The following is a 20,063-nucleotide window of genomic DNA, read 5'->3' as shown; positions in this document are numbered from 1 at the left end:
AAAATAACCGAATTCAAGGAGGCAACCTCATGGACCTGACCCAACAAGCGCACGGCATCGCCCTCAAAGGACGCGATCTCGTCGAACTGACCGATTACACGACCGAAGAAATTCAATACCTGCTGGACCTGGCGATCGAACTCAAACGCAAGCAGAAAGCGGGAGAAACGTTCCGTCCGCTCGAAGGCAAAACGCTCGGCATGATTTTCGAAAAGTCCTCGACGCGTACCCGCGTATCGTTCGAAGTCGGCATGTTCCAACTCGGCGGGCATGCCCTTTTCCTCAGCAAAAACGATATCCAACTCGGACGCGGCGAAGCCATTCCCGATACGGCAGGCGTGTTGTCGCGTTACCTGGACGGCATCATGATCCGCACCTTCGGCCACGAAAACGTGACGGAGCTGGCGAAATACGCGGATATCCCGGTTATCAACGCGCTGAGCGATCTCGGCCATCCGTGTCAGGTACTTGCCGATCTGCAAACGATTCAGGAGCACAAAGGATCGCTGCGCGGCAAAAAACTGGCGTATATCGGCGACGGCAACAACATGGCGCATTCGCTGCTGCTCGGCGGCGCGAAGATGGGCATGGACGTGAGCATCGCGAGCCCGGAAGGCTATGAGTCGGATTCGGATATCGTGCGTCAAGCACAGGAGATCGCGAATCAAACCGGTTCGAAAATCGCCATCGTGCGCGACGCGCGCGAAGCGGTCGAAAACGCCGATGCCGTGTACACGGACGTATGGGCGAGCATGGGCTTTGAAGAAGAGCAGAAAGTCCGCGAGCTGGCGTTCAAAGATTATCAGGTCAATGAAGAGTTGGTACGGCACGCAAAGAGCGACTATCTGTTCCTGCACTGCCTCCCGGCACACCGCGGCGAAGAAGTGAGCGCAGGCGTGATCGACGGCAAAAACAGCGTAATCTTCGACGAAGCGGAAAACCGCCTGCACGCGCAAAAAGCGGTCATGGCGACATTGATGGCGTAAGTTTTTTTACCGGATAGAAAAAGAGCGGCGCTCCTGAACAAGCAGGAGAACGCCGCTCTTGCGACGAAAAAGGAAAGACGATCACACCAGATATTGAACGGCAGCGTTCAGAGCGGAGGAATGAAAAATCATGGCAAAAGAAAAAATCGTACTCGCGTATTCCGGCGGACTGGATACTTCGATCATTTTGAAATGGCTGAAAGAAACGTATGACGCGGAAATCATCGCCTTTACGGCGGATATCGGTCAAAAAGAAGAATTGGACGGACTTGAAGAGAAAGCACTGGCTACGGGCGCTTCGAAAGTCTACATTGACGACCTGCAAGCCGAATTCGCTTCTGACTTTATCTACCCGATGTTCCAATCCGGCGCGCTGTACGAAGGCCAATACCTGCTGGGTACCAGCATCGCGCGCCCGCTGATCGCGAAACGCATGGTCGAAATCGCCCGTGCCGAAGGCGCCACGATGATCGCTCACGGAGCGACGGGCAAAGGCAACGATCAGGTTCGTTTCGAACTCGGCGTCGCGGCGCTCGCTCCCGATATCAAAGTCGTCGCTCCTTGGAGACTCGACACGTTCCGCGACACGTTCCCGGGCCGCGCCGAGATGATCGCTTACGCCGAAAAACACGGGATCCCGGTTACGGCATCCGCCGCGAAACCGTACTCCACCGACCGCAACCTGCTGCATATCAGCTATGAAAGCGGCGTGCTGGAAGACCCTTGGTTCGACCCGAGCGCTCCGGAAAACAAAGAAATGTTCCTGCTCAGCGCCGACCCTCAGGATGCGCCGGACGAGCCGGAAATGCTGGAAATCGAATTCGAAAAAGGCAATGCGATCGCGCTGAACGGCGAAAAGCTGAGCCCGCTGCAAGTCATGGACAAACTGAACGAACTCGGCGGCAAACACGGCATCGGTCGCGTCGATATGGTCGAAAACCGCTTTGTCGGCATGAAGAGCCGCGGCGTGTACGAAACTCCGGGCGGCACCATCCTGTTCACCGCTCATCGCAAAATGGAATCGCTGACCATGGACCGCGAAGTCATGAACCTGCGCGATTCCCTGCTCACTCGTTACAGCACGCTCGTGTACAACGGCTTCTGGTTCGCGCCGGAGCGCCTCGCGCTGCAAGCGCTGGTCACGGAAAGCCAGAAGAACGTGAGCGGTACGGTACGCGTGAAGCTGTACAAAGGCAACGTCATCGGCGCCGGCGTCAAAAGCCCGGTCAGCCTGTACAACCCGGACATCGCGACGATGGAAGCCGACCCGAGCCAAGCTTACGACCAGAATGACGCGACGGGCTTTATCAGCCTCAACGCTTTGAGATTGAAAGTGGGTAAAGGCGTAGAGCAAAATCAAAGCAAGTAATCGTTAGTGAGGGAAAAAAGTGGGTTCCGGGGGAGTTTCGTAGCTTATGCTTACGACGTGTCTTTCTTCGAAAGACTTTAGATCGCGTGTTGCAATTGGGAAGCTGGATTGAATTAACAAGGAGGCTTCCCAATTGCAAAGGCGAACGCTGACGCTTCTTCACTGAAACTCCCCCTCCACCCACGCTATTCGCCTTTTTTATAGGGAAAGTAAAAGGCGTCCGGCTTGTATAAGAAGCCGGACAAGCTCTTGATCTTGACCTTGCGAAGCCAAAAGCAGAGGTTCCCCGAACGGGAACCTGGCCGGACAGGAACCACGAAGTGTTCCGCCTCCGGCCCCGGCCCTTGGCTGGACAAGGCTGGCGCAGCCGCCTGCATCCAGCCCCGGGTCTTAGCCGGACAGGGCAAGCTTAGCTGCCCGCTTCCGGCTTCGGCTCTTCCGGTCGAACAGGGCCACGCGAAGCGGCCCGCCTTCGACCCCGCTCTTGGCCGGACAGGAGCTGCGCAGCGCTCCGCCTCCGGCCCGTCTTGAAGTCCCACGCGCGCGTCGCACCAGGCAGCAAACCGCTGCCCGCAACCCGCTCCCGCGCCCGCATTCAGCCGCGGCCCGCCGAAGGCAGGGCAAGCGCGGCGGCATGTACCGCCAGCACCACCACTACACTAAAGCAAACCTCACGCCCGAAGCCGACCGCAATCTCTGCCCTTTACAGGTGTCCAGAGGGCAGTCGCCCTTTGGGGCCCTCCCTCGGGGAGGGTTTGGGAGGGGACGCCATGAGGGGGAAGAGGAACGTTTATGAATAAACTATGGGGAGGCCGTTTTACCAAGCCGACCGACCGTCTGGTCGAGGAATATACCGCCTCCATCAATTTCGATAAAGCACTGGCCGAAGAAGACATTCAAGGCAGCCTGGCACATGTCGCCATGCTGGGCAAATGCGGGATCATTCCGCAAAAAGACGCGGACACGATCGCCGAAGGCCTGATCAAAGTCCTGCACAAGATCGAAGCCGGCGAAGTCGAATTTTCCGTTTCCGACGAAGACATTCACATGAATATCGAAAAGCACCTGATCCAGGAAGTCGGCCCGGTCGGTGGCAAGCTGCATACCGGCCGCAGCCGCAACGACCAGGTCGCGACCGACATGCACTTGTATCTGCGCAGCCGCGTCGTCGAACTGACAGGTCTGGTGCAAGCGGTACAACAAGCGCTAATTGACCAAGCCAAGCAGCACACCGACACGATCATCCCGGGCTACACGCATTTGCAAAGAGCGCAGCCGATCCTGTTCGCGCATCACCTGCTCGCTTACGTCTCCATGTTCCAACGCGATGCGGAGCGACTGATGGACAGCTATAAGCGCATCAACGTACTGCCGCTGGGCGCGGGCGCGCTTGCGGGCACGACATTCCCGATCGACCGCCATTTCGTGGCCGAGCAGCTCGGCTTCGACGGCGTGTACGAGAACAGCCTGGACGCGGTCAGCGACCGCGACTTCATTTTGGAGTTCCTGTCCGGCGCGTCGATCCTCATGATGCATATGTCCCGCCTTTGCGAAGAACTGGTGCTGTGGAGCAGTACGGAATTCGGCTTCGTCGAGCTGGATGACGCATTCTGCACGGGCAGCAGCATCATGCCGCAGAAGAAAAATCCGGACGTGGCCGAACTGGTTCGCGGCAAAACGGGCCGCGTCTACGGCAACCTGATGGGTCTGCTGACGGTACTGAAGTCGCTTCCGCTCGCCTACAACAAAGACATGCAGGAAGACAAAGAAGGTATGTTCGACACGGTAGCGACGCTTGACGGGGCGCTGCGTTTGTTCGCTCCGATGATCGCGACGATGCAGGTTCGCACGGGCCGCATGCGCGAAGCGGTCAACAAAGACTTCTCGAACGCGACCGACATTGCGGATTTCTTGGTCGGCAAAGGCCTTCCGTTCCGCGACGCGCACGAAGTCATCGGCAAAACGGTCCTGTACTGTATCGAGAACGGCAAGTATCTGCTTGACCTCACGCTCGAAGAATTCAAGACCTTCTCCGATCTGTTCGACGACAAAATCTACGACGTGCTTCAGCCGGAGAACGTGGTCAATGCCCGCAACGTCTACGGCGGCACGGCCAAGCCTCAAGTCGAAGCGGCTATCGAACGCGCGACGGCAACGCTTGAGCACACGACCGAGTGGCTGAGCACCCGACTGTAAGCAATTATCGTAATCGGCACGTTTCCGATAGCGTTGACAAGGTACTGGAATGATTTTTTTGGCAGTATTTATGCTCTTTCGCTTCATCGAGCCTTTGCGAAAGCAAAAACGTCTTCCTCCGCGAAGGCGTTTTTTGCATTTTCCTTTATTTTGAAAAAAGCAAAGTTTGTTTGCAGAAACTCGGGAATCGGGTAAAATGTAGAAAAAGCGGCCGGCTAATCTGTCGGCCGCTTAATTCGCATTGTTGCAGACTGCGAGGCGCAATCTTAATTATGTTCAAAGAGTTATTTATCAACTTTACGATCCTGGCGACGTTGTTGTTTTTCGGTAATGTTTTTTTAAATCGTTTTCGTAAATCCTCGCTGGCTGCGCGTTCCGGTTCTTGGCTGCCCTGGTTCACCGGAGCCGCTTTGGGCGTCGCGGGCATCCTCATGATGGAATTCTCTTTTCCGATCGGAGAAAATTCGGTCATTGACCTTCGTCAAACGGCGATCATTATCGGCGTTTACGTCGCGGGAATTCCCGGCGGTTTTGCGGCGAGCGTGATCATCGCGGTATTCCGCTTTTTCTTGTTCGGCGATTTCGGTTTGTCTTCGTACGTCGGTGCGTCCAACGCGCTCGTCACGTTCCTGCTCGTCATTTTGGTATTGAAAAAAGGGCAGCTGGAACCTAAAAGATGGGCTTTGGCTTTCGCCGTTCAAGTCGTTGTGCTGCTGGCAAGTTTTTATATCATGATCGGCCCGAGTTTCGTCAGCATCATCCCGGTCTATTCCGTGATCATCGCGGGAACCGCCGTCTTTACCTTCCTCATGCTGCGCCATCTCAAAAATTCCAACGAACTTTTCGCTTTTATGGAAGACGCCGCGCATCGCGACTTCCTGACAGGCCTGCATAATCCGAGAGCTTTTCATATGCTGTACGATCGACGCGTGAAGCGTGCCCAGAAGCACGGAGAAGAGTTCGGCCTGATCCTGCTCGATATCGATCACTTCAAGCGCGTAAACGACACGCACGGACATCCGGCCGGGGATATCGTGCTCAGGCAGCTCGGCAAAATTCTGACCTCGTGTTCGCCTGTGGACAGTTATGCGGCCCGTAACGGAGGCGAAGAGTTCGCGATCGTGATCGACCGTCACGAAGAAGAGTCGGTCGTGCGCGTCGCGGAACGGATACGATCGGTCGTAGAGGGGCATGCTTTCGTATTGGATGACGGAACCCGTCTGGAGTTGACGGTCTCGCTCGGTTACGGCTTGTCGTACGCGGGAGCCCCCAGAACCTTGTTCCGCCGCGTTGACGATGCTTTGTACCGCGCGAAGGAAAGCGGGCGCAATCGGATCTGCAAAGCGAGCAACGAATTAGGGCGCTCCGACGAAGCCGCATCGTCCGCCGGGCGAACCGATGCGACCTCCAAATAGTCTCTTAAAAAGTGTTAGCCGAGCTTCAACGCCGAATAAGCCATGTCTCATCGTTATCGAGACATGGCTTATTCGCATTCGCGTTTAACAGCAGCCGTTCGTTATTTCGCAGTCTTTTGCGCCAGCAATGCATACGAACAAAGCCGACGAACGCTGTTTACTTGCCCGGTTCGCCGAGAGGGAGCCACTCCAGCACGTTTTGGATCATTTTATCCCAGTAGCCCCATTCGTGCTCGCCGGGACCTTCTTCGTACGTAAAGTCCAGCCCGCTGCCTTCGGCCGCTTTTTTGAAAGTCTGGTTGTCTTTGTACAGGAAATCTTCGGTGCCGCAGCACTGGTACAGCTTCGGCTGCGGCATGCTCGATTTCGATACGCGGTCCAACAGGTACAGCAGATCGTTTTCGCTGCCGCGTACTTTTTCCTCGCCGAAAACGGTACGCAGTAGGCCGGAGCGGGGATTGTCGGGATTTTCGGTCATGGAGGCGATATCCAGCGCTCCGGAGAGACTGGCTCCTGCCGCGAACAGATCAGGTCTGCGCAAAGCCAGCTTGAACGCTCCGTATCCGCCCATCGACAGCCCGGCCGCGAAGTTGTCTTCGCGTTCGGCCGACAGCGGGAAGAAGGAACGGGCCAGCTCCGGCAGCTCTTCGCTGATAAACTCCCAATATTTTTCCCCGTAAGCCATATCCGTATAGAAACTCCGGTGTACCTGCGGCATGACGATCGCGATTCCGTAAGCGGCGGCGTATCGTTCGATCGACGTCCGGCGTACCCAGATCGTGTCATCGTCGGACAATCCGTGCAGCAAGTACAGCGTTTTATGCGGCCCGGGACGTTTGACGTTTGCCAAGCCGATCTGCGAACGGGTCTGCTGGGGCAGAATGACGTTCATCGACGTGCTGAGACCGAGCGATTCGGAATAAAAGTTGCAGGACAATAATGCCATAAGTAAATTTCCTCCTTCAGTATAAGTCCCTTGAATGCATGATACGAGATGCAAGATCCAATCGATGATAGTTGAAGAAAACGCTTTATTCGACTTGTTTATCATACCACTTTTGTCGACCTTCATGCGATTGTCGCAAGTCATTAGGATCAGGGCCGAAAGACCTAAATAATCATTGCCCCGCTTCAAGCCCGACCATATAATGAAAGAAGGAAAAAAGACCGATATATAAGCGAATGCCGTCTCTTCGGAACGTGATTTTCAGGAGTTTCGCAGACGCGCCGGAAGGAGGAGTTTTTTTGCTGGAGCGTTTTAAAAAGGAAGAAGGATTTACGCTGATTGAAGTGCTCGCGGCGATGTTGATTGTATCGATCGTAGCGCTGGCTTTCACGGCTTATTTTAGCAATGCGCTGACGTTCGCGAAGTCTAATCAGAATCAGACGATCATGTCGAACCTGGCTCGTAATGCGCTTGTGTATATGCAAAAGCAGGATTTTGTTCGGCTTAAAGAATATTTCGGCTCGGGCAGCGCGACCGTCGTCAAGGCAGGCAACGGATTAAACGCGCAGCGCGTGGGCATTACGCCGGAGACTTTCGGAACCTGCACAAACGCGACGACGGGAGCTTGCGCGTTCCGGAACATGTTCGAGAACGGGAATCTTCAGCCGGTAATGGCCGTACTTCAACCGACCGTCAACGGCATCCAGTACAGGGTCGTGATCGAATATCAGCAAAGTTTGAATCGCTCAGGCGATACGGGAGGCGACTTGCTGCTGCCGATCAGCGCTACCGTAACGACGGTGTCGGCGGGAGCGGCCGGACCGGGAGTGGACGGCGTAACAGTGGAGGGATACGTGAATGCGCAATCGATTCGTTAAACGTTGGAAACGCGAGGAAGGCGTCACGCTGATCGAACTTTTGGCGGTATTGTCGCTTATGGGCATCATTCTCGGCGTCATTTCGACCACGATTTTTTTCGGCTTTCGCAGTTACGACCAAGTTGCGGTCGAGAATCGGATTCGCGAAGAAGGCGATGTGTTGATGTCTTCCATCATTACGGAACTGTATGCTTTCGCTCCGGATCGGGTCTATGCGCTGCCGAACGGAACAGGTTTCGAAATGTACCATGTCGATGAACTGGGTACTCAACAGGCTGGGGACAAAGTCACGATCGTGATCTCTCCGCAAGGCCAGTTGGAAATTCAAAAAGCAAATGTGTTGAACGCTGAAAATCCGCCCGTCGACCCGTATCAAGCCACGAGAATAAGCAACGGCAGTATCGTAAGCGGATTATCCTCGATCACCGTCGAAGGCGAAACGGCCGGAGGATTCGATTACTACACGACCGGATTGATCAATATCAAACTGGCTTTGCGATTGGGCTCCGATTCCGGACAGTCGCAGCTTCAATTGGAAAGCCGATTCGGTTTCTGAACGATAACAGAAGGAAAGGGGAACAGGCTTGCATGAGACGTTTCCGCGAAGAGAAAGGCTCGGCCTTGGTCATGGTCATGTTCATGATGTTGATCCTCACGCTGCTCGGCGTTGCGGTACTGAGCGCAGCGGTCGGAGGAGCAAGGCGGACGCTAACGAGAGAAAACGATATTCAAAGCTTGCAGCTTACGCAAAAAACGCTGGACGAATCCGTCGCTTACATCGCGGAGAAGCTGGACGGGGAAAAGCTGAAAGCTAATGTTTTGGGATCGACGCTGCAAAATGTATTGACCGGGATTCCGGCTTTGCAAGCGAGCAACGCCGCAACGGGCGAAGGCGTGAAAACGGAACTTGCTCTCGCTTCGACCCGTTTGCTGTCGGCCAAGGCCAGCGACGATTTTGCGGGAAATGCATTGAAAAAGGAATCTTCGTACACCGTAACTTTGATCGCGCAAAGCGAAATCAACGGCGTGAAGCGCACGCTGAAGCAGGACGTGAAAGTCAGCTTGTATCCGGACTTTTTGAATTACGCGTTCGGTTCGGAACAGGACTTGATCCTGAACGGTTCGCCGACGATCAAAGGCAATATCTACGCAGGCAAAACGCTTCGCGTAAACAATGTGGCCAATTACGCCTACAGAGGACAAAACTTGCAAAAAACCAGCTTGTTCCCGCGGATGCAAAACCGTGCGGACGGTTCGCAACCGTTGGCGTTCATCCAATCTTTGGAGGATTTCACGCTTTCGGAAAACGGTTATGCGCCCAGAGCGGTGAATCGGGGAGCGGACGGAGCCGCGCTGAGCGGAGAATTGACGATCGCGAACGTTCGCAAAGCGTTGGATATCGATTTGAGCCAAGTGCGAATCCGCAAAAACGAGCAGTTCGTGAAGGTTGACGTCGATCAGTCGTTCCGCGACAAGTTCATCCAAGCCCTCGGTCTGAGCGAATCCGTCGAGATCGCGGATTACGCTTCGTACTTGAACGGCTATCCGAACGCCTTGAAGATGCCGGTCAAGCCGGTTCCTCCGGTAAGACCCGTCGATCCTCTTTCGACGGACAAGACCATTCAGGATCAATATAAAAAAGAGTTGGATGCTTATGAAAAAGCGTACACGGATTACATCCAAGTCCAACTTCCGAAATATCAAAAGGAATTGAGCGATCTGACTACCGCACTTACGACAATGAAAAGTACCGTCGTATTCAACGGAGATCTGAACGTGGACGGAGATTGGCTCAAAGGCTTGATGCAGACGGCCAAAAGTGCCTCTTCATGGCTGATCGTCAACGGAAATCTGACCGTGAACAACACGCTCGACAACACGCCGCTCAATATAGACAGCAGCATCCTCGTGACCGGAGCGGTAAATTTGGGCGGCAAGATCACGGTAGATTCGACGCTGCTGACGCTCGGCAATACCAAAATTCAAGACGCGACCATTACCGGAGTTTCGAAATCGGGCAGCGTCAAAGAGATCGTGCTGATTTCCAAAGGTCCGATTCTGCTGAACCGGGTCGATGCTTTCAGTCAAGCCAACGTCGCGCAGACGCTGCGAGGGTTTTTCTACACCGATGCGGCAGCCGAACTTTACGGCGTAGGCTCCAACTTCGATCTTCAGGGCGGCTTTTTCGCCAAAGGCAACCTGACCGTCAATGCGGTAGTCGGCAATTCGGTCGAAGACGCAAGCCGGCAAAACATCGTGTTCGACGATCAGACGATATCGAAAACCAGCCGTTTCAAAGTCGATTATAACGATCAGGTCTTTAACAATCAGGGGCTTGCGCTGCCTCGCGTCGATCAAATCAGTGTCAAGGCGGAAAAGATCGAATTGATTCAGGAATCGCAAATCCCGTCCAAATGAAGTAAGGCAAACCAGCGGCAAGGGGATCAATCCCGATAGTCTTGCGCAAGTCCTCCGTTACGTAACCTGTTTCTGCTACCGGCTGCGATCCGAACAGCCGGTAGCTTTTTTGTCGTTCCGATTATAAACTTCGAACTCCGAATATTTCGACAACTGGGTCTCTTGGGGTGGGATTAACTTGCATGGAACGATAAAAAGCCGCTGCCCGAGAGGGCAGCGGCTTTTTCGCTTATCGACAAATCGCAAAAATACGAGTGCTCTACAAGCAGTTCAAGCCTTCCTCGTACAAATTAACCTTAGTAACGATCGCCGTCTGTCGGTGCTTGAGGATCAACAGCTTTGGCAACGATGACCCGGGTATTTGCGGTAATCGCCGGCGAGGTCGGCGTTCGTTGATACGAAACGGTGACGACGACTTCGCTGCCTTCTTTGAGACCTGTGACCACGCCGTTCGGAGTGACGCTGACGCCCGAAGCGTCGGCGCTGCTCCATACCAATTGGCTTTGAATGTCCGGTACGACAATCGAGATCGGGTTTACTCTCAAAGGAGCTCCGGCGATCAGATCGAACGGAACGCCTTTTTCGACTTTGACCGTCGGAGGCAGAAGAAGAGCCGTAACCACCGGTTTGATCGTTACGACGCGTTCGACGACGAAATCGCCGGCCGGCGTGTTCAGAGTCGCGGTCACTTTGACTTGGCCGGGTTGCGAACCGGTCAAAGCAACCGTGCTGCCGTTATTGGTCGCCGTGCCGAGCTGCGCGTAATTGCCGGTCGAGACGCCGGTGCCGCTTATGTCGGACACGGTCCATTTCACGGTACCTTGGGCACCCGGATAATTAGCAGGCAGCAGGGCGGACGTGAAGTTGATCGAATCGCCTACATATACCGTGTCCGGCCCCGTCATATCGAAATCGAGGACCCAGACCGTCTTGGTTACGGTACGTTCAATCGGGTTATCGCCGGCCGTTTTGACCGTCACGCTGACCGTGACCGGTCCCGGTGCGACGCCTTGCAGGGTCGCCGTTTTGGCGGGAGCCGGGCTTCCCGGTACCAATGTCGCGTTGCCGTTACCGTCTTTTATCGTCCAACCGATGCTGCCGATATTGGCCGCCTCCGGCAGAATGACGGTGCTAAGATTGATGCTGCCGCCTTTTTTGACGGTGTCCGGACCGTTAACGACGACGCTGCTCAAGTTGTCGACGATGCTGATGTCTTTGGTTGCGGTCAACGTGCGTACGGTGTTGGTTCTCGTGTTGGTTATCGTCGCGGTTGCTTTTACCGTAACGGTTCCGCTTTTCGCTCCCGTGACATAAAGCGAAGTCGGATCGGTTTGCGGACTCAACTTCAGGTTGTCCGCGTTCGTATTAACGATTGTCCAGGTCACATTGTCGATCCGAAGATTCGATGCGTTGACTACCGCTTTGATATCTTTGATCGTCTGTCCGACATTGACGGACGTGCTGCCGTCGATCGACAGTGCCGGAGCTTCGACAGTCACGGTCGCGGTGCCTTTTACTCCGCTTCCGTCCGAAGCGACGGCGGTAATGACGGCGGTACCGGCTTTCACGCCGGTCACGCTGACGCTGGCCGACTTCCCTCCGGTCGTTCCGAGAGGATAAGCAATGTTCGCCACTGCAGGGTCGCTGCTGGTCCAGGTGAGAAGCGGCGTCAGGTCCGTTGTTCCGTCCGTCATTAGAACAGACGGAACGAGAACCGTGGAATCGCCTACCCACAGCGATTGATTCGTCAAAGAGATACTTTTCGTTTTCACGATCGCGTTGAAGTAGACGTCCGGGAATTGAATGGTGCGGATTTCTCCCGGCGCTGCGGTCGCGGTCGACGGAGAAGAACCGCCGAACGCGCCGTTGCCGATAGACGTCCAACCGGTCGTTTTATAGCTGCCTGCCACGATGGTGCCGTAAATGTCGCCGCCGTTGAAGTTCACCGTCGCTTGCGGCGCGAGCAGCGTTCCTTTTAAGCCGACCGAAGTCAGCGTCACGGAACCGGTGCCCGTATAGTTGACGATGACTTTGTCGGCGGATACGCCCGTCAGGTCGAAGCCGCCCGAGAAGGTGACGTTCCCGCCCGCGACGTTCAGCACGACCGTAGATCCGGCAGGAGCTTGAAGCTTGAGATTGTTCAAGTTGGAAAGCTGGGTGCCGTCTACTTTGAACACGTTGATCTTGGGATCCGTTCCTTTGTATACGATGCCGCTTGTATCCGCTGTATCCCGCGCTCCGTTTGTCGTCAGGGCGCCGTACGAATTGGAAAGATTGATCAGCTGCTGCTTGACCGCGGCGAAGTCGGCAACGCCTTTCGCGTTGGTCGCGCTTTTTGTCGTATCGAATTGAGATTTGATGCTGGCCGGCGTCGCCGGAGTCACGTACGGACTCGTAAAGTTGGAAGCGCCGCCGTACGTCACGTTTCCGCCGTTGAATCCGCTGTTGCCCGTCATGGTGAAATTGCCGACGGCACGCAGCTTCAATCCGTTATCCACGTAATAATTGTCCATGATCAGATTTCCGGCCGTCCAAACGGAAGAATTGCTTAACCCGTTGTTGCCGTTCAATTTGATGTCTCCGGCCGCCATGATCGTGGTATCGGCGATACCGAAGGCGGTCGAAGTGAAGGAACCTCCCGACAAGATCGGTCCTTTATTGACGGAGCCCCCGTTGATGGACAGGTTTCCGTTCGTGGACACGCTAGGGAAGGAAGCGTCGTAAGCCGACAATCCGTTGCCGATATCGAAACTGCTTAACGAAACCGGACCGTTGAATAAGGCGCGGCCTTTGATCGAGCCGCCCGTGATCGTGGTGGCGTCAGGACCGAGCGTGATCAAACTGTAGCCGTTCATCAGCGTGATCGCATTCGAGGAAGCGGCGGCGGCATCCGGCGCGGCATGAACGTCTTCATAAGACAATCGCGCCTGATTCAGGTTATACGTTCCTTTCTGCGTAGGAATCGTATCCAAGTGGAACGAGAACGCGCTGCCCGCATTCGGCACGTACGAATTTCCGCTCAGCGTATACGTGATTTTATCGAACGTTTTGTTCAGCGTGTAACCGGTGCTCAGCGTTCCCGTTTTGGTCATGCCCGTCGGAAGCGTTCCGGATATTTCGAGACCTGCCGGAAGTTTTTCCGCGTACGCCACGTTGGAGATTTCCAGCGTTTGCAGGCCGTTTTCGCCCGTGCGGATATCGGCGGCCGGAATCGACTGCGGCGTTACTTTATAAGTCATGCCTACCGTGCTTCCGGTCAAGAACTCGTAGTTCGACGGGATCGTATCCAGCGTACGTTCCGTCAGCAGATTCGCCGATACTTTTTGCAGGGTCAGATCGATCGTTTTGACGGCCGTCGCTCCTTGTTTGTCGCGAGCTGTGATTTCGATCTGGATCGTGCCTTCTTTCAGCAGAAGAGGGTTCGCGAATTTTTGCGTGATGACCGTGCCTTTCGGCACGTTTTTCTCCGCGATCGACATATTGTCCATGTACTGGCCGTTGACCTTGAATTTGACTGACGAATACACGTTCAGATCGTTCAAATCGAGATCGTCCACTTGGTAGCTGAACACGAGATCCTTTAGGTAAGAAGGCTTCGTCGTTTCGGCCGCGGTCGGCGAAATGACGGTTACGCTAGGCGCGTGGTTAGAGCCGATGAACGCGCGGAACATCGTGTTCACGAACAACTTTTGTTCCCATTCCGGGAATCGGGTATTGGTGTGGCCCGTGCCGGAATAGGTGACATTGCCTTTGGAGTACGTATAGTAATGGTCGTAACTATCGTCGCTGTCGCGTTTGTAAGCCGCGTTATCGTTACTTTCGCTGACGATGTTGTACCACGGCACGATCGTCGGATCTTCGAGATCGAGCATGTAGTATTGGTCGTGCGTCAGTGCGATTTGGCCGACGTAACCGTTGGTATTGCCGGGCTTGAGCGAAAGGTCGAACGGGAATTGCGTCAGCATGCCGTTGTTGACAACCTTGGTGCGCGTGGATGGATTCGGCGCGCCGAGGCCCATGTTGGTATATAATCCGGTTTGTCCCGTGGTAGCCTGGAAGTTTTTGATCCAAGGGTTCCACTTGTCGCCGATCATCGTGTCGTGCGTAAACATGACGGCCTGCCCGGTTTTGATAAAAGCATTCACGCCAGCGGCTGCCGCGTCGCTTAGACCGCTGGACGTTTGGGAATTATAGTTATCGACAAAGCCGAAAATGATCATGTCATACCTGCCGTTCAGGTTGGCGTACGAATTGACGTTGCTTGCCGTATTGAACGCGCTGAAAAGCACCGGAGTGATCTGAATGTCGTAATCGTTGGTTTTGAGATAAGTCGGGTTCATGTTGGTGTCTTTGAGCAAACTGCTCGCGTCATTGCTCGGCATGACCTGAAGCACGCGGATCACCGTTTGTTTGTCGCGGACGCGGAACGCGCCTTCCGCGTAATCGCTCAAACCGTTCGCCGTCAACTCCAGTTTCCAATACACCGGTCCGGAAAACGTCTGCGGCAGTTTGTAGGTCAATTTGCCTTGGCGGGCGGTCAGTGTCGAGGTGGCCACGATGTTTTCGTCCGACAAAGGCAGCACTTTGTCGACGCTGGCATAGAGTTTTGCGTTGACCGGCGTGTTGAAGTCCTTTACGTTGTTGGCGTTGAACGTGAAAGTCAGCGTATTGCCCGTCGTGTACACGGTGGAAGAGCCGCCGAGAAAGTCTTGCGGTTTGGACGTGATTTCCACGCGCGGACGCTGCTTGTAAAGCGCGTTTCCGTCTTTGATCGCTTGAGAAACCCGAGTGATCAAACCGCTGTCGCCGACGAGCAGGACATTGCCGGGACGAGTGGCGGAATTGTAATACTTGTCGTAAAGCGCGTACAGGTTTCCTTGCGGATTTTGCGAAGCGATCGATCTGTGGAAGATGACCGGAAGACCTTTAAGAATATAATTGTTTTCGATTTCTTTGGCTTTAAGACTGGTGATGTCGTTCATAATGGCCGTCGTATTATGCGCTGCGCGCTGCGTATCGGAAGGACCGGACGTAAAAGCCTGCGGCTGCGCGTTGCTGTACGTGCCCTTTCCGAAATAAACGGCGTCGTACTTTCCGTCAAGTTCGTCGCGCATCGCGATGAACGTTTTCATGCGCATCGTTTCGACGGTAACGTTAGGCGTTCCCGCCAACGAATCGCTCAGCGCGTAAGCGCCGTTATCGACGACTTCCAAAATTCGAATCTGGTACGGAGGCTCGGTATCGGCCATCGCTTTCCAAACGCCGAACGGAATGCTTACCGCGATCAAAGTCAGCACGACCGCCCAAATGCCCACATGTTTTTTCCTCACTTCTAATCCTCCTCGGTTTGCCGTTTTTATGAAAGCTGAATATTTTCGAATGATCGACTTCAAGTTCCTTGTACCTATAAAAACCAAGAAGTAGAAGTTTTCGCGAGATAATTGTCAAAAATCAAACCTTGTGATATATAATCATTTTAGGTCATAAGCCTTAGGTTCTCAATACTAATTACTTATTCCGCTCAAATAAATTGCTCCGAATCGCGAACGTAAATGATTTTTATATTTTTTTCTCAAACCCTCTAAAAAAACCCTCCCGATTCTACGATATATAAAAAGACGCTTCGGGTCGTCGGTCCCAATTTTGGTGTATCTTTCGTCTCAGGCGCTTGTCGATCCTTATTTTATTTCGGTTGTAAAGAGCAAAGTTTGAATCTCAAATTTCAATAAATATAGGCGGAGATGAAGCGGGAATGGCAATTGTTAAAAAAAGGCTCGGCGACCTGCTCGTCGAGAACGGCATTATTTCCGAAGAACAGCTGCAGCAAGCTCTCGTCGAACAGCGGGAGACCAAGCGTAAGCTCGGCGACCATCTGATCGCGCAGGGCACCATCACGGAGCAGCAGCTGATCGAAGTGTTGGAGTTCCAACTCGGAATTCCTCACGTCAGCCTGTTTAAATATCAGATTGATCCCGCGATTACGCAGATCATCCCGGAAAGCATGGCCAAGCGTTATCAGGTGCTTCCTTTTATGAAAGAAGGAAGTAAATTGATGGTTGCCATGGCCGATCCGCTCGATTACTTCGCGATCGAGGATCTGCGCATGAGCACGGGGTTCCGGATCGAACCCGCGATCTGTACGCGCGACGAACTGCAACGCGCGATCGCGCGCCATTACGGCCTGCGCGACTCGATGAACCAGATGATGGGCGAGCTGCCGAGCGCGGAAGAGATCGAGGAAACCGAGATCACCGACGAAGACTCGCCGATCGTGAAGCTGGTCAACCAGATGATCCAACAGGCCGCTCAGCTGCGGGCGTCCGATATTCATGTCGATCCGGGCGAAAACAATCTGGCGATTCGCTATCGGATCGACGGATCGCTGCGGACCGAACGGATGATTCCGAAGCAGATGCAGGGCTTCATCACGGCCCGCCTGAAAATCATGGCCAAGCTGAACATCGCCGAGCGGCGCCTGCCGCAGGACGGACGCATCAAGATGCAGGTGGATTACCGCATGATCGATATCCGCGTATCTTCGCTGCCGACGGTGCACGGCGAGAAAATCGTGCTCCGGCTGCTGGACTTGACGACCGGCGTGCAATCGATGGACAAACTGGGCTTCGATGACCGCAATTCGTCCGTGTTCAAGGAAATGATCGAACGTCCTTACGGAATCATGCTGCTGACGGGACCTACCGGCAGCGGCAAGACGACGACGCTGTACTCGGCACTCAACCATTTGAATACAGAAGAAGCCAATATCATCACGGTCGAAGATCCGGTCGAGTACCAGATCGAAGGCATCAACCAGGTTCACGTGAATCCGGCGGTCGGCTTAACGTTCGCGGCCGGTCTGCGATCGATTCTCCGTCAGGATCCGAATATCGTGATGGTCGGGGAAATTCGGGATACGGAGACGGCCGAGATTGCGGTGCGCGCTTCGCTCACGGGCCACTTGGTGCTGTCGACGCTGCACACGAACGACGCGGTCAGCAGCGTGACGCGGCTGCGCGACATGGGCATCGAACCGTATCTGATCGCTTCTTCTCTGATCGGGGTCGTGGCTCAACGTCTGGTCAGGAAAATATGCCCGGAATGCAGAAGCGAGTACACGCCGTCCGAACAGGAAAAAATTCTCATGCAAAGCAACGGGGCTTTCGCCGATAAATTGTACAAAGGCAGAGGATGCGGCAATTGCAGCAGTACCGGATACCGCGGCCGGGTCGCGATCCACGAAGTACTGCCGATGACGGACGCGATGCGCCGTCTGGTCAACGAATCGGGAAGTATCGAAGACATGCGCGACGTAGCAAGGAATGAAGGCATGAAGTCGCTGCTCGAAGACGGCTTCCGCAAAGTCGCGATGGGCATCACGACTTTGCAGGAAGTCATGAAAGAAACCGTCGCCCATTAACGGAAGGGCTTCGAACAACGGCGAGGAGCTGCTGAGGATGAACGAACAAACACGGACAATCGAAGAGCTGCTGCGCGAGATGCACGCCAAAGGCGCATCCGATCTGCACATCGCGGTCGGTGCCCCGCCGAGCGTGCGGATTCACGGTTCGCTGACCGCTTTGGCCGGCGATATCGTCAGCCCGATAGAAGCGGAGCGCATGGCCGACGAGCTGCTTGGCGAGGAACGGGCGATTCGATTCCGTACCGAGGGCGAATTGGACTTCGCTTACGCGCTGCCGGGAGCCGATCGTTTCCGGATCAACGTATACCGGCAGAAGGGTTACGCCGCGATCTCGGCCCGTTCCATCCCGGAACGGATCCCTACGATGGATAAGCTGGGTTTGCCGGATTCGCTGGCAACGCTCGCGCATCGGCCGCAGGGACTGATTCTGGTCACGGGGCCGACAGGCAGCGGCAAGTCGTCCACGCTGGCGGCAATGATTCAAGACATCAACAGCAAGACGAGCAAGCATATCGTGACGCTGGAAGATCCGATCGAGTTCATGCACGAACATCGCAAGTCGCTGGTTCATCAACGCGAAGTCGGGTTGGATACGGCAAGCTTCGCGGACGGTCTGCGAGCCGCGCTCCGGCAGGACCCGGACGTCATTCTGGTCGGGGAAATGCGGGACCTGGAAACGATCTCGGCGGCGATTACCGCAGCGGAGACCGGTCACCTTGTACTGGCGACGCTGCATACGACGGACGCTCCGAAAACGATCGACCGGATCATCGACGCTTTCCCGGGCCATCAACAGCCGCAAGTCCGTACTCAGCTGGCGTCGGTGCTTACCGCGGTAATCTCGCAAAGGCTGCTCCCGAACCGCGGCGGTCAAGGACGAACCTGCGCGACCGAAGTGCTGATCAACACGCCGGCCGTCGCCAACTTGATCCGTTCGGAGAAGATTCACCAAATCCGCAGCGTGATGCAGACGGGCAGGGCTCACGGCATGCACACGCTGGAGATGAACATCCGCGAGCACTTGCAGCGCGGACAGGTTGATCCGGCGGCGGCCAAAGAATACATGACGGAGGTGACCGCCTGATGGCGCAATTCGAATATCAGGTGCGAACCGGCAGCGGCAAGCAGCTCAAAGGCAAGCTGAACGCCAGCGACAAAGCCGCCGCGATGGAAGAACTCCGCAAACGCGGATTGAAAGTCTTCTCGTTGGTCGAGAAAAACAACACGGTATTGTCGAAAGAAATCTATATCGGCAACCCCGTTAAATCGATACATTTCATTATCTACTGCCGTCAATTCGCCACGTTGATCCGCGCCGGCATAACCATCGTGGACGCGACGACGATCCTGGCAGGGCAAACGGAAAGCAAAGCGTTGAAAGGCGCGCTGGTGCAGGTCGCTTCGAGCCTGCTGAAGGGGATTCCTTTCTCCCAAGCGGTGCAGGAGCACAAACGGATTTTCCCTTCTCTGTTCGTGAGCATGGTGCGGGCGGGGGAAGAGACGGGAGATCTGGAAGGCACGCTTGACCGTCTAGCCGTTTTCTTCGAAAAGCAGCACTCGACGCGCGAGAAAGTAAAGTCGGCGCTGACTTATCCGGCGACGGTGGCGGTACTGGCAATCGTGTCGACGGTGTATCTGCTTTGGGCGATCGTGCCGCAGTTTATTACGATGTTCGATTCGTTCGACGCGGAATTGCCAGCGATTACGAAAGTGGTGTTGGCACTCAGTAACAGTATTCAACACGGTTGGTATTTTTGGGGCTTGGGTCTTCTGATTCTAGTCGTGGGATTCTTCTTGGCTCAAAGAACCGAGAGAGGAGCTTACTGGATCGATTATATGAAGTTAAAGGTTCCAGTCTTCGGCAAACTGAACCAGAAAAGTTCGATCGCGCAGTTTACCCGCACCTTTTCTTCATTGTATGCAAGTGCGGTACCGGTTCTTCAGTCGTTGAACATTGTTGAAGATGTAGCAGGAAATAAAGTCATCGGCAAAGTAATTCGTAGTGCGGGCGAGTCGCTTCGTCAAGGGCGTTCGTTGTCGGAGCCTTTGGAGAAATCGTGGGTATTCCCGCCTTTAGTCACGCAGATGGTCGCGATTGGTGAAGAAACCGGAGCGCTGGGTGATATGTTGGGTAAAGTTGCCGACTTCTATGAAATGGACGTGGATAACACCGTAGATCGTTTGAAATCCCTGTTGGAGCCAATCCTTATCACGTTTCTTGCAGCGGTAGTTGGTATCATTATGGCGGCGATTATGCTTCCAATGTTCTCGTTGTACAGTAGTATTTCTTAAAAAGCACGTGGCTCTGTATGAAGTGTCCGTTTTATTAACGGGATATGTACGGCGCCGCGATCTGATCTCTGTTCAGAGGTCGAATAGCAGTACCGGAGAAATCCGGAAATTAACTCACGGGAGTGAATATCACATGAATCAAG

The 20,063-nt window shown here is 54.6% G+C and carries 12 protein-coding genes; 10 read left to right on the top strand and 2 right to left on the bottom strand.

All coding sequences use genetic code 11. The features are described from left to right. Positions 1 to 29 precede the first annotated feature (29 nt). From argF to HRQ63_RS23940, 4 genes are all read left to right on the top strand, one after another. Complete coding sequence (argF, locus tag HRQ63_RS23955) at positions 30 to 986, top strand: ornithine carbamoyltransferase (protein WP_172247675.1); 957 nt, start codon at positions 30 to 32, stop codon at positions 984 to 986. Positions 987 to 1,116: 130 nt separating this feature from the next. Further along, complete coding sequence (locus HRQ63_RS23950) at positions 1,117 to 2,355, top strand: argininosuccinate synthase (protein ID WP_172247674.1); 1,239 nt, start codon at positions 1,117 to 1,119, stop codon at positions 2,353 to 2,355. Between the two features lie 792 nt (positions 2,356 to 3,147). Further along, positions 3,148 to 4,551, top strand: a complete 1,404-nt coding sequence (gene argH, locus HRQ63_RS23945; protein ID WP_037287290.1) for an argininosuccinate lyase — start codon at positions 3,148 to 3,150, stop codon at positions 4,549 to 4,551. 272 nt (positions 4,552 to 4,823) lie between these two features. Beyond that, complete coding sequence (locus tag HRQ63_RS23940) at positions 4,824 to 5,966, top strand: GGDEF domain-containing protein (protein ID WP_172247673.1); 1,143 nt, start codon at positions 4,824 to 4,826, stop codon at positions 5,964 to 5,966. 157 nt (positions 5,967 to 6,123) lie between these two features. Here HRQ63_RS23940 and HRQ63_RS23935 read toward each other — a convergent pair whose 3' ends face one another. Continuing rightward, positions 6,124 to 6,912 (bottom strand): alpha/beta hydrolase, encoded by a 789-nt coding sequence (locus tag HRQ63_RS23935; RefSeq protein WP_172247672.1) that lies wholly within the window; start codon positions 6,910 to 6,912, stop codon positions 6,124 to 6,126. 299 nt (positions 6,913 to 7,211) lie between these two features. Between HRQ63_RS23935 and HRQ63_RS23930 the strand changes: the two genes are divergently transcribed. From HRQ63_RS23930 to HRQ63_RS23920, 3 genes are read left to right on the top strand one after another with little or no spacing between them, the layout of a single operon-like run. Continuing rightward, entirely contained in the window at positions 7,212 to 7,790 is a 579-nt protein-coding gene (locus tag HRQ63_RS23930; RefSeq protein WP_172247671.1) for a prepilin-type N-terminal cleavage/methylation domain-containing protein, read from the top strand. Beyond that, the gene (locus HRQ63_RS23925; protein WP_172247670.1) at positions 7,771 to 8,346 is read left to right on the top strand and encodes a pilus assembly FimT family protein; all 576 of its coding nucleotides are present in this window, start codon (positions 7,771 to 7,773) and stop codon (positions 8,344 to 8,346) included. The genes HRQ63_RS23930 and HRQ63_RS23925 overlap by 20 nt, the downstream gene beginning before the upstream one ends. 32 nt (positions 8,347 to 8,378) lie before the next feature. Beyond that, on the top strand, positions 8,379 to 10,208 hold the full coding sequence (locus HRQ63_RS23920) for a hypothetical protein (RefSeq protein ID WP_172247669.1): 1,830 nt from the start codon (positions 8,379 to 8,381) through the stop codon (positions 10,206 to 10,208). A gap of 296 nt (positions 10,209 to 10,504) precedes the next feature. Here HRQ63_RS23920 and HRQ63_RS23915 read toward each other — a convergent pair whose 3' ends face one another. Then, complete coding sequence (locus HRQ63_RS23915; RefSeq protein WP_172247668.1) at positions 10,505 to 15,538, bottom strand: DUF5057 domain-containing protein; 5,034 nt, start codon at positions 15,536 to 15,538, stop codon at positions 10,505 to 10,507. A 422-nt stretch (positions 15,539 to 15,960) separates the two neighbouring features. On the opposite strand from HRQ63_RS23915, the gene gspE reads away from it, so the two are divergent. From gspE to HRQ63_RS23900, 3 genes are read left to right on the top strand one after another with little or no spacing between them, the layout of a single operon-like run. Continuing rightward, on the top strand, positions 15,961 to 17,625 hold the full coding sequence (gene gspE, locus HRQ63_RS23910; protein ID WP_172247667.1) for a type II secretion system ATPase GspE: 1,665 nt from the start codon (positions 15,961 to 15,963) through the stop codon (positions 17,623 to 17,625). A 37-nt stretch (positions 17,626 to 17,662) separates the two neighbouring features. Further along, positions 17,663 to 18,712 carry a type IV pilus twitching motility protein PilT gene (locus tag HRQ63_RS23905; RefSeq protein WP_172247666.1) on the top strand — a complete coding sequence of 350 codons (1,050 nt, stop codon included), beginning with the start codon at positions 17,663 to 17,665 and terminating at the stop codon, positions 18,710 to 18,712. Continuing rightward, complete coding sequence (locus HRQ63_RS23900; protein ID WP_172247665.1) at positions 18,712 to 19,920, top strand: type II secretion system F family protein; 1,209 nt, start codon at positions 18,712 to 18,714, stop codon at positions 19,918 to 19,920. The genes HRQ63_RS23905 and HRQ63_RS23900 overlap by 1 nt, the downstream gene beginning before the upstream one ends. Positions 19,921 to 20,063 lie beyond the last annotated feature (143 nt).

This window comes from Saccharibacillus endophyticus (assembly GCF_013185185.1).
Lineage (GTDB): Bacteria > Bacillota > Bacilli > Paenibacillales > Paenibacillaceae > Saccharibacillus > Saccharibacillus endophyticus.
This window is presented reverse-complemented; position numbering and strand designations above follow the sequence as displayed.